Source organism: Elusimicrobiales bacterium, from assembly GCA_041651175.1.
Lineage (GTDB): Bacteria > Elusimicrobiota > Elusimicrobia > Elusimicrobiales > Elusimicrobiaceae > JAQTYB01.
Window position 1 is genome coordinate 129,698 of sequence record JBAZJT010000004.1, and the last position, 12,212, is coordinate 141,909.

At 67.0% G+C, this 12,212-nt stretch carries 5 protein-coding genes; all 5 read right to left on the minus strand.

Going from position 1 to position 12,212, the window contains the following annotated elements; genetic code table 11:
* Positions 1-44: 44 nt before the first annotated feature.
* Positions 45-2,528, minus strand: a complete 2,484-nt coding sequence (locus tag WC421_03935) for a hypothetical protein (protein ID MFA5161376.1) — start codon at positions 2,526-2,528, stop codon at positions 45-47.
* Between the two features lie 3 nt (positions 2,529-2,531).
* Positions 2,532-5,141 carry a hypothetical protein gene (locus WC421_03940; GenBank protein ID MFA5161377.1) on the minus strand — a complete coding sequence of 870 codons (2,610 nt, stop codon included), beginning with the start codon at positions 5,139-5,141 and terminating at the stop codon, positions 2,532-2,534.
* 32 nt (positions 5,142-5,173) lie between these two features.
* Complete coding sequence (locus tag WC421_03945) at positions 5,174-7,333, minus strand: hypothetical protein (protein ID MFA5161378.1); 2,160 nt, start codon at positions 7,331-7,333, stop codon at positions 5,174-5,176.
* Between the two features lie 31 nt (positions 7,334-7,364).
* Complete coding sequence (locus WC421_03950; GenBank protein MFA5161379.1) at positions 7,365-9,179, minus strand: hypothetical protein; 1,815 nt, start codon at positions 9,177-9,179, stop codon at positions 7,365-7,367.
* Positions 9,180-9,374: 195 nt separating this feature from the next.
* Entirely contained in the window at positions 9,375-12,158 is a 2,784-nt protein-coding gene (locus WC421_03955; protein MFA5161380.1) for a hypothetical protein, read from the minus strand.
* Between the last annotated feature and the right edge of the window lie 54 nt (positions 12,159-12,212).

Consider the following 12,212-nt stretch of genomic DNA (forward strand, 5'->3'; position numbering starts at 1 on the left):
ATCTTTTTGCCGCAATGGAGGCAATGACAACATCAGCCACGGCATCAGGGTTTGTCCGGATTTTGGGAACCCGGGGAATTGCCCGCATCAGCCGGCTTGCCGCCTGCGCCGATAATATCGCCCGCTTCGCCCGGAGGGCGGCCATCGCCTTCCGGCAATTCGCCGGAACTGCTGTAATTGGAGGGTATGACTCCGCCCGAATACTCCCCGTCATAAGCGGAAGACACCACGTCGTCCCTGGTCCCGCCGCCCCTGATGCCGACCGATGGCAGGCCGCTGGACTTATTGATGGCTATGGCCGTGAACGCAGCCGTGACTCCCGCGGCGCCAAGCCCCGCGGTGAAAAACGCTATCAGCGAGCCGGCAAGGCCGGTTGCCGCGCTGGCGCTGAAACCAAGCGGCAGATAAACCCCGCTGCTGTCCACCAGTCCGGATGACAAAAGCAGCGCCCCCCCCGCCGCAAGCGCTCCGCCCAGCAGCGCCGCCCCAAGCCCCATCACCGCCACCGAAGCCACCACCAAAGCCACGCCCAGAATGACAGACAACAGGCACAGAATGACGCTGCACGGGTCTATATGCATTCTGGCATACTGGTTGCAGTCAACCTGCTGGTTATAGCTCTGGCAGGCGGAGGCCATAAGCCTGCCGTTGGTATTGAGCTTGATGCACAGCAGCACAAGGGCATACACCCGCTGATTCCATCTTTCCACCGCGCCATGGTCGCAGCAGCGCGGCGGGGAGCCCATGGTGGTGGCTATGCGCTCCATAAGCAGGCCGTCGGAACTCCAGGCCTTTCCGTAAGCCGTCTGGGCGCTGATGCACTTGAATTCCGCATCCTCAAGCTGGCGGGCGCCGCTTATCATGGTGGTTACGGCCCTGTTGGACACCGAGGGCAGCATCTGCTGGTAGGAAACGCTGAGCAGCCCGCTGTTTACGGTGTTGCCGTCATAAGGCGCGCCGCTGAAAGAAGCCTTCGTCTCGTAGGCTATGTTGCCAAACGCCACGGAAGCCATGCTGAACGCGGATGACAGCTGCCTTACCGCCTCTTTGGTTTTGTATAGCGCATACTGGCTGCCCATGTGCATGGCGACGCTTACCTTGTCCCACGCAAAGCTTGAAATTTTTCCCGTCTTCACGTCGGAATAGGAGGCGGACGGCTCGCCGGGCAGTTTGCTCGCCTTGCTGGAAAACGCGCCCTCCACCATATCCATACCCGCAAGCACAGAGACCGAATCCTTCCCGGTTCCCGGATAACGTCCGAGATAGGGGCGGTTGGACATTCCCGCTATCATTCCCCCGCCCCGCTGCCCGGACAGCATATCCGCCACAGACACGCCGTCGGCGCCGTTGCCGCTTTTGCGTTCTTGCGGGGTTACGGCTCCACGTATCGTCCCGGGCGGCAGCATTCCCACCTCTATAGCTGTGGCGCCGCCGGTTACAAGATCCACCGAGGAGATTGCATCCGCCAGCGCGCCGCCCCTAAGCGGACGGCCGCCGGACAGCCCGCGTCCGTACATACGCGCCTGGGCGGACAAATCCATCACCTCCCCCTGCGCCGCAGCCTGCGCCGTGCCGGAAACCCCTGCAACAGAGCCGTGTATCCTGACCGCCAGGTCCGCGCCCGCTCCGCCGGAATTGGAAACATACGCGAAAGTGTCAGCTTCCCCGCCGGACAGCCCCGCGCCCGCGACTCCCTTCACCGCCGCTCCGCGCCGCGCGGCGGATTTCGCCGCGGCGCGGCCCTGCCCGGACGCGAACTCGTCCGCCCCGTCCCCATAAAAATCACCGCCGTCTCCGGACGCGCCCCCCCGCCCTCCGGCGCGGCTGCCGGACAAATCCGAGCCCGCAGCCGCAGACAGCGCGGCAGGCGCGGCCAGTCCCGCGCCGGCGGTCAAGGTTCCGGCCCTGGCCGCCATAATGCCGGCGCTTTTCATGGCTGCCAGCACGGCGCCGGTTCTGGCATAAGCGTCCGTTCCGGAGTCCAGAGGCAGGGCGGAAACCGCGTCCGCTCCGCCGTAGCCGGCAGCCCCGCGCTCCGCTCCGCCCGCACGGGAGCGGCCGCCCGCTCCCGCGCCGGAAAAGGGCTTGCGCCGGAAAGCAAAGCGCGAACCGCCGCTTCCGAAACCGTCCTCGCCTGATTCATCGGACAGAGAGTAGCGCGCCTCCTCCCCTTGTCCGGCATCCGCGGCGCGCGCCATCGCGCGGGAGGTTCCGCCTTCCGCAACGGCATTCCTGCCGGCGCCGTAAGACACGCCCAGAAATTCCCTGAACCTGAACAGATAGCCGGCAAACTGGCCGCCCCAGAGCATGGATTTGCTGCCGAAGAGGCCCTCTTCCGTCTGCGTCATGAATCTGCTCATCATCGGAACTTTGACAAGCACGGTTTCCGGCAGGACGACCATGGCGGAAATAACAAGCAGCACCAGCACGAGCAACGCCATGAAAGCATTGCGCCTGTTGCCTATCAGCAGCAGAAAAAGGCCCATCAGGCTCATTTTCCGCTTGCGTCTGAGTCTTAGCTCCGCCATAGCCTATTTTGCCACGGTTTTGCCGCCGGGAACATTGGCGTTGACCACGCCGGCGTTCTGTATGGCATCGGCGGTTTCGGCCTGGGTGGCGTCAAAATCGCCCTGGAACGGGTTGTCCTGCCTGAGGACATTGGTGGCAAGAGTCGCATTGCCCTGCTCTCCGGCGTCGTTGCTGTCCTGCGTTGCGGTTCCCATGGCGGCTATCATGGGCGCGGCGGCGGCCATGACGACTGGCATAAGCTGCATGGACTGGCCGCCCATGGCGCTCATCGCGCCGGCGGAGGTGGTGGCGCCCGCCGCCATATATGACTGGCCCACCGCGTTCTGCCCCCACTGATTCTGAAGATTGGACCCCGTGCCAGAAACCTTTGAGCCCATGGCCGCAGCCGCGGCGGCAAGCGCCATCGCCGCCGCCATCAGCATCTGCATTCCCGGCATCTGCGCCATCATGGCAAGCATGGCGGCCATCACAATCATCATGGCCGCGGAGGAAAGGTTGTTATTGGCCTCATCGGTTTCCGGCTGCCAGGGGGTGGCGTCGGTCTCGGCGGTGTCGGGCGCGACATCCGGCATCGGCGCGGAAACCTCCTTCATATTCGCGTTATCCAGCGACGGGCTGGTAACCACGCTGCCGGCTACTGTCACGCCGGAGGCGCCGGCTGAAGACGATGAACCGCCGGACGAGCCGCCCGTCCCCGCCGCGGCGGAACCTGTGGAGCCGCCTCCGATACCGGAACTGCCGGTTGCGCCGCCGGAACCGCTCGCCGCCGTGCCGCTTGACGCCGAGCCTATCCCGCTGCCGGAACGCCCGCTTTTCTGCTTGTCCGCGCGGCTTTGCATCCACTGGGCGGCTCCGGCCCCGCTGAGGGACTGGCCCTCCCAGGCGTTATCAGACACGCTGCGCATGGTATCCACTTTATTTCCAGACGAGTTCTGCGCCAGCAGCGCGCCGACCACGTTAGCCTGGGAGCAGGCATTTGAATTGGTCCCGGAGCATTGGGCCAGGCCCAGCTTGGAGACCGGAGCCTCGTTGGCGCGGACATGCGCGTTTTTGGTCATGTTATCCATTTTACCCAGATTGGCTTTCCCGAATGCGGAGAGCGTCCCGCCGGACCCGCGCCCATTCCTGGCGGAATAAACCCTGTCGGACGTGATATCCAGCAAATCGCCGTTTCTGCCGGCTGCCGCGATTCCAAGCGCGGCGCTGCCGAAACGCCCGCGCAGCGCGCCCTCGGTGGTGCCGGTAACGCCGGTTTCCCTGATTCCGTCCACGGAGCGTTCGCCGGACGAACTGCCGGTTCCGCGGGAAGCGCCCATCCCGGCGGCGCCTTCCGCCCCGGCAATTGCGCCGCCCGCGCCGGCGCGCGCCGAAGCAGCCGCGCCGCCGACTGCGGCCATGCTGGCAATGCCCGGCTTAAAGCCCTTTCTCGCGCCAGCCCCGCCGCCCCCGCCCGATGCCCCGGAATCCGCGCCGCCAATACCGCTTTCCCCTGCGGACGACATGGCGGAAGAGCCGCTCCTGCCGCCGGCTCCGGCCCCGCCCGCCGCCCCGCCTTTACCGCTTATTCCGCGCGCCACGCCGCCCGCAGCGCCTGCGGCTCCGGCCCCGCCCGCCGCGGCGCCGCCCGCGCCGCCCGCGCCGCCCGCGCCGCGCAAACCACCCAAAGCCTTGAATTCGCCGAAACCGCCGTTGCCCGCCGCCCCGCCTGAGCCAAGGCTCAGCACGACACTGGAGGAAAGCCCGCCGAAACGTTTGCCCTCAAATTTCGGGATGTCGGTGCGCGAGGCCGCCGCCGCTTCCGGCTCCGCGTTTTCCGGCGGCGCAATTTCCCCGGGCGGAGGCGGCACGGGCAGGTCCGGCATCTCTTCCTGCGGCCTCTGCTGGTCCAGCGGCATATCCACGTCGTTGGTCTCCAGCACCTTGCCGCGGTTGATATCGGCGGCTATCTGCAGCGCGGAGGCATTCTGCTTGTCGCGCATCAGAAGCGGGACATACGGCTCGTTTTTAAGATTGGACATCGCCGGCGCCACCGGCCCATCAAAGGTAACGCCGCTGTTGCTGCTGTTCATGACCCAGCCCATCACGCCCGCCACCGCCGTAAGCCCCAGGGCAACGGCTATCTGCCCGAATCTTCCTGCCAGAAGACCGCGCAGCAGAATTCCCGCTCCCATCCCCGCGCCCGCCGCAGCGGCGCCTCCCCCCGCAAGCGCGCCCGCCGCGCCGCCCGCCGCCGCGGCAGCAGAACCCATCACCACGCCCGCGGAAGAGCCCACCAGTCCGGAAACCCCGGCCACGCCCGCCGCGCCCGCCACGCCCGCCGCGGCAACGCCTCCCGCCGCAAGCGCGCCCGCCGCGCCGCCCGCCGCGGCATTGGCCATTCCGGCGGTGGCTATGCCCCCCGCCTCAAGGCCTGCCGCGCCGGCCTGAAGCCTGGCCGCCATCGCCGCGCCTTCCAATTCTATGCCGCTTGCGCCGCCTGCGCCGGTAACGTTGGTTACAACCCCCGCGCCCGTGCGCGTGCCGCCGAACAGCCACGGCAGAAATCCCTTGCGCTCCTTGTGTTTCTTGTCGCGCCGGGGAATATTAAGATGAGGAAGATCCTGTTCCGGCATAACTTTCTCCTGGCGCGGCGGATTCCGCCGCGTCAAATTATGCTTGCCGCCGCCGCTCCGGTTGAGGCTCCCAGTTCCGAAGTGTTGGCGCCCACCTGGCCGGAATCGCTCTGCCCGAATCCGCTGGAATCCTGGCCTCCGATGTCCGATATGCCCTGGGCCGCCCCTTCCGCGCCGGCCTGCGCCTGCTTGGCCTGAGGTTTGGTCTTCTCGTTTGAGGCCAGCATCTTGGCCAGCATCATCAGCAGCAGAGCCAGCATCAGCAGCATCATGGTTTTGTTCGTATTATCTTCCCACGGGGTTGAATCCTGCTGGCTGGGCTGCGGAATGGTGCCGCTGACCTCCACCGGATACGAAACATTGGCATTGTCCCCGCAGTTGCTGAGACCGGGCGGCACGTTGGCATTGGACGAACTGACGCCTCCGCTGGTGGCAGCGCCCTGTCCGCCCGCGGAACCGTTTTCAAAAGCGTCCACGGCAGCCGCCTTGGACACGGACAGATCGCGCGATTTCGCGCCGGACATAACCCTGTTCACGGCCACCACCTGGCCGTATGCGGTGCCGGCATTAGCCGAGCCGAAGCTGGGGGTGCTGGAACCGGCCAGCTTGCTGTTTCCGCCAAACGCCGAGGAACGGGACGCTTTTCCCGCAACGCCGGAAAGAGCCCTGCCCTGCAAGTCCCTGGCCATGGCCGAGCCCGGAGTTGACAGGCTGCCCAGAGCCGCCTTTACAACGCCGTCACCGTCGCCGGAACCGGAGCCGGAGGCTTTCTTCCCGCCGGACGCCTTATCCATTATCCGGCCCGCCTCCGCGGAGGCGTCTGTGAATACCTTGTCGCCCGACTTGCCCGCCTTCGCCTCAGTGCGGGTGCCGCCCCCCGGCTGGCCGGAACCGCTCTCCGCCGCCTGGGCCGCCTTGTCCCGCGCGCCGCCGGAGGCCTCGGACGAAACAGACTCCGCCGCCAGCCCCGCCTTTTCCGGGGATTTGGAATTGGGCGACGCGTGCGGAAGCCCGCCTGCCTCGGCCTCGCTGAATCTGTCTGAGGTGGCGCCGCCTCCCGCTCGCGAGGCTGCATAATCGCCAACGGAGCCGGAGCCGCCGCCCTGCGTTCTGGCGGCCGCCGCGCCGGCCACCGAGTAGGAACCGCCGCTTTCAGAGCCGGCCCTGGCAGCCATCCTGGAGCCGGAGGCGCCCCGCGCGGAGCCGCCGCCGAAAGAGTTGTCGGTTTCCGTCTTGCCGTAGTCGGCGTTTGTCACGGAATAATACGGCGACCGCGACGCGAAATTACCCGAACTGCCGCCGGATTGTCCGTAAGCTCCCGCCCTGCGGGCGCCGCTGGCGCGGGCGGACGAACCGCGCCCCGCGTCTTTTGCCGAAGAGGCAAGCACCGCCCTGCGGTCTTCCATCGGCGCGGCCACCGGCTGGAACTGCTTGCCTATGCCGCCGGACATCCCTCCCCCGCCTGAAAGCCGCCCGCTGCTGAGGCTGCCGCTTAACTCGCTGTTAAACCCGGCGCTCTTTTTCATCGCCGGCACCACCGGATTGATGGCGCCCGCGCTCTCCGCCACCGGAGCCGGCGCGCCGGAAACCGGCGCCGCCGGCGCATCCACCCGCCCGTCCGCGCCCGGCGCCGGCGCTGTCTCAGAGAACATGCCGTCTTTCTTGACTTCCTGGCGCACAAGATCCAGGGACGAGGCCGCCTTCTTTCCGCGCTGCGACTCAACCGTGCTGGCGCGCTCCTGCGCGGCGTCGCTTATCATGGACTGATACGCCTGATTCTGGAACAGCCCCTCGCGGTAATGCGCCGGAGAAGAAGAACCCATCATGTTGTACATCGCTCCCGCGCCGGCAGTAAGCAGCGTCGCGCCAAGCAGCACGCCCATCACTGCGGCTTTGCTGCCCAAAAGCGCGCCCAGCCCCCACAACCCGGCGGAGCCGCCTCCCAGCGCGCTGCCGGCAAGCCCGCCCAGCCCGGCCACACCGGCAAGCCCGCCCGCCGCCGCGCCCATGCCCCCGCCGGCAAGCCCGGCTATTCCGCCGGCGGAGCCGGCCACGGACACCAGCCCCGATATCGCGCCGCCCCCTCCGGGCAAAGCGGCAGGGGTTATGGGTATAATGGCCTTTTTTTCCTTGCTTTTTTTGCCGAAACGGCCAAGGCTTTCGGTATTTACATCCAAATTGTCAGAGTCCATAATAGCCTCCTAAACCCGGACGGCGCGGGCCTCACGAGTACTTGCCGCTGTTGACCCCGCTGTTCATATCCTGCTGCTGCTGATTCGTGTCGCCGAAAATCCCGTCGTTGCCCAGTATCGCGCCCATGGCCATCTTGACTATCATAAGGATGATCTCGTTGACCAGCTTCTGCTGCGGGCTCTCCTGCGGCTCGGACGCGGGCGGCGGCGTCGGGGTGCTGATGGTCGGCGGCGTGGGATAGGAAATTTCCTTTGTGCCCATCATGTCGCTGTTGGGAACCATGCTCTGCAACTGCCCGCCCGTGGAAGAGAATATCTGCCCCGCCTGCTGCGCGCTGGCCTCCATCCCGTCCTTGAAATGCTGCGGCATCTTGTCAAACGCGGACTGCGCCTTGCTGCGCGCATCCTCTTCGGAGCGCGAGGATGCGGCGGTCTGGCTGGACTTGTTGCCCTGCACAAGCGCATCCATCGCCTTGCCGCCCTGCCTGTCCTCCGGCTTTGAATCCGGCCTGGAGCCGGAGACGGGCCCCTTGTCGGGATGTGCCGCGCTTTTCGTCTCTCCGGCGCCGAAAAAGCTTTTCGCCTCAGGCTGCCTGCCGTCGCCCGCGGAGGGCTGCCCGCCGGCGCGCAACTGCTGAAGCGGCGCCTGCGCCGGGCTATACTCGTTTCTGGCCGGTCCCGTCCTGGCCAGCGCGTTCGCGCCGGCCTGCGAACTCTGGCCGCCGGCAGGCTGTCCCGCTCTGCCCGGCTGGCCTGCGGCATCATACAAAGTCTGGCTCCGGGTGGCCGTTCCCGCGGCCAGCGCAGCCCTGGGCGCGCCCCTGTCCGAAGACTCCGCCGGGGCTGACTGCCTCGCGGCGGACGCCGCCTGCCTTCCCTGCTGCTGGGGCTGCGTCTGCCCGGAAGCTCCTTGCGCGGCAAAATTTCTGGCGGGGGCGCTTTCCCCTCCCCTGACCGGAGAATGCGCCGCGAAGGATTCGCCGCTGGCCTGAGCGTTATGCCCGCCCGGTTTGGCAACGCCCTGTTTCACCCCGCCCTGCGCGCCCGCGCCGTATGAAGCCTGTCCTCCGGGCGCGCCTCCGCCGGACATCGGCCCCTGTTTCGAGGAAAGCTGGCCCGCCGCCCCGGAAGTATTCTGATACGGCGCTGTTTCCCTGGCCTGCTGGCCGGACTGCCTGCCGTAAGCCGGCCCGCCGGCCTCGCGCAGCGGTGGCTGGTTTTTCGCTGACGCCGGCTGAGTCGTGATTTTATGTCCGCCGGAGGTGTTGGCGCCGCGCATTGCAGCCGCGCCGTCGGCTGCGGAAGAGACGGACGCGCCGGACCGGCCCGCCAGCGGCGACTGCGGCCTGAGTTCGGCCCCGCCCTGCTTTGAAACGCCGCCACCCATGCTGGCGCCCATCAGCTTTCCCCCGGAAGAACTGCCCCCGGAACCGCCTATGGACGGCATCATGGACAGCCGCTTGGCCGCCCCTCCGGCCCCCCCCCCGGCTCCGGATGCGCCGTACGCCGCCGATCCTCCCCCGGCAGCCGCGGGCTGCGGCGCCACCGCCGGAATATCAACACGGGAAGGAGTTCCGGGCGCTTCCTCAAACTGTATTCCGCCGGAAAGGCCGGCATTGTAAAGGGATGAGCCTGCCGCAGACTTTTCGGACGATTGCCCGTATTGCGAAAAATCCTCCCCCAGCGAACGCAAATCCACGGCCCTTCCGCGCATATTTGCCGGACTTGGCTCGGAATTTTTGTCGGTAAGCGGCAGCGAAACCCACAGCCCGACAAGCACCGCGATAATAATCCCCGCCACGGCGTACTTGCCTGTCTGGAATTGCTGGGGCAAAAGTTTTTTCATAGCCTGTTCCTCTGCAACCGCTCCCGTAACCGGCCCGCCGGCGGTATCACGCCGGTCGCGCGCAGGACGCATTCATCCTCTCCGCCGCAGCCTCCGTCCTAGCGCCGGCGCGCGCGGGACGACTTTTAGTCTAATCCGGCTGGGGTCCGTTGTCAAGACCCGTTTTCCCGTCTAAAAACCGCCGGCGGCGCGCGCTCATATCGTCGCAGAGCCTCCTCCGCCGGAACTGCCGCCGGAGCCGCTGCCGGAGCCGCTGTCCGAACCGCTGCCGGTATCTCCGCCTTCGCCGTTTTTTTCCTTCAGCTTTTGGTCGGCTTCCGGCGGGGATTCGGCTGAGAGGGTGTTGCCGTTCTTGTCTATGACGGTGGTCCAGCCGTCGTCGGTTTCCTGCACGTAATAGCCGTTGCCTTCATCGTAGGACAAAGAGTAGCCGTTGCCCTCGGCCCATTCGTCGGCGGTATTGAGCACTTCATCCGGCGGAGAATCGCCCATACTCATCATGGTATCGGTATTGCCATCCGAGCCCCATGCCGAATTGTCGGAACCGCCACCGGAATCTCCGCCTGAACCACCACCTGAACCGCCGCCCGAACCACCACCTGAACCGCCGCCTGAACCACCACCTGAACCGCCACCCGATCCGCCGCCTGAACCGCCGCCCGAACCGCCGCCTGAACCGCTGCCTGAACCGCTGCCGGAGCCGCTGCCGGAGCCGCTGTTTGAGTTGCTTCCTGAACCTCCAGCGCTGCTGAGCATGGAGGAACTAAGCGAATCCAGCCCGGAGGATTTGGATGATTTTGAACCGGAACTGGCATTGCGCATCCCGTCAGCCAGTCCGCTCAGGGCGGAATTGGTTACGCCGGAGGCGGGGTTGAGCGACCTCTTCATCACCTGGTTCAGAGTGGAATTCAGCGGATCGGACTGGGTGGCTTCCTTATTTATCGCCAGCCCCGTGGGCGCGGGCGCGTTGACCGGTCCCATGGGAGGAGGCATCGTCATCGGCGGAGCCTTCATTTTCTCCATTTCGGTCGCCACGGGAGCGGTATTGGACATGCGCGGATTATGCTGCAGCGCGCTCGCCATGCCGGACATGGACACTGCGGCGCTGCGGCGTTCGCCGGTGCTGTAAAAGCCGCCCGCGGTATCGTTGCGGCTGAAACCAGACTGCGTCGCTGCCGCGCCGCCGGAAAACAGTTGAAACGACCTGGCAGCCCGGCTTTCCCCGCTTCCCGAAGGCGCGGAACCGGAAAAGCCAGCCGGTATTGAGGCGCTTTCAGAGCGCGCTCCCCCAGCAGACTGGGACAATGTCCTGCCCTGCTGCTGGGACGGCGCGGCGGCTGCGCGTGCGGCGCCGGAAAGCTCCAGCGAAGAGCCTTCCTCCGCAGCCAGTCCGCGAGCGCCGCCCTGAGTCCGGCGCGGCGTCCCTCCGGCGGCGGAGGCGGAATACGCCACGCCCGACCGGCCGCCGGATTCTGTGGAGTAGTCCTGTCCGGAACCTGCCGAACGCGCCTGCCCGCGGGAATAATCCGCAAAACCGGCGAACTGATTCGCAGTCCCCGCTGAACGCATCGCGGCGCTGCGGGACTGCGGCGTTTCACCCGGCAGGCGCTCCGCGCCAAGGCGCAACTCGCGCTCCGAAACATGGGAAACCGCCGCTGCCCGCCCCTGCGCGGCAGACTGCGCATATGACCCCTGTTCCACCGCTCGCGGCACCGAGGTAAATCCCTTTTCAACCTGAATGCTGTTGTCCCGCTGCTGCTGTTGCGCCCTTACGTCCGCAGCCTCGCGGGAACTGGCCATTCTGTCCATGGATTGCAGCGGAGAACCGGCATACGACACCGCCGTCTCCGTTCTTCCCGCGCCGTAAGCTGCGTCCATGCCCTGCCTGCTTTCCGCCGCGGAGGAGGCACCCGCCGCCGAAACAGACCGCACCGCCATTCTGCGCAACGCGGTCAGCGAACGGATGTCCGCGCCATCCGGAGACTGCTGCCCGCCGGACGGGCCGCTAACCCGCGCGCCGGAGCCGCCGGACGAACCGTTAAGAGTTCCCCTGGGAGCCGACGATGACGTTGAAGAACTTCCGGAGGACCGGGAACCGCCTTCAGCGGCCCCCGCAATGGTCCCGGACGCGGAGGTCCCGCCCGCGGAGGCAATCTTGCCCATGCTTGACGAGGCGGCCATTTTGGGTATATTGGTGTTGCCCCCCGGGCGGTTTAACGCCGTGGAGGAAGCCGGTTTTCCCGAGCCGCCGTCCCTGGAACCGGCGCCGGAGGAAACCGCACGGCTGCCTTCCGCCGCCGCTGAATATGCGCCCGCCGCGCCCCGCCCCGCCGCGGCCCCTGCGGCTGCCGCCGCGCCGCCCGCGCCCGCCGCGGACGCGCCGCCGGAGAGGCCCGCGCCCTCCCGGCTGCCGGAGAGGCCCGCCGCAACGCCGCCGCCGTCAGCGGAACCGCGCTCCGCCGCGCCGCCCTGAAAACCTCTCTGCCCGCCGCGCAGCGCGCCGCCTTTGCCCGCGCCGGAGGAGCCCGCCCTGCCCGCCGCGGCGCCGCCGCCGCCGGAACCGGCCCCGCCGGATGAGTTGCCGGCGCTTTCGGCAAACAGCGAGCCGCCGGAGCCTATCCTGCCGGAAAGGCCGCCGTTGCCGGAGGTGGTGGAGCCTACGGCGGAAGCCCTAAGTTCCGCCGGGGTGAAATCCGCGGGCGGCACCGTCCACGACATCGGGCCGCGCCGGCGCGCCGCCTCCTGCGCCGCGCGGTTGAATTTGGCATCGTCGCCGAAAGGCTTGTTGTTGAGAAGGATGGAGGAGACATTGGGCCGGGCCACCGGTATCGCGCTCCAGCGTTTTTTGGGCGGCGACGCCATGTCCACCGCCTTCTGGAAACCGGCGAAAAAAGCCACGCCGCTGCCGGCCCCTACCAGGCCCAGTATCAGGAATACCAGCGGTCTGTTGTCGTGGTCGCGTCTTTTCTTGTCCGCCATGACATACCTCTGCCCTGCTGAAAACGCCCTCCGGGCTTTCCATCAGTCCTACCA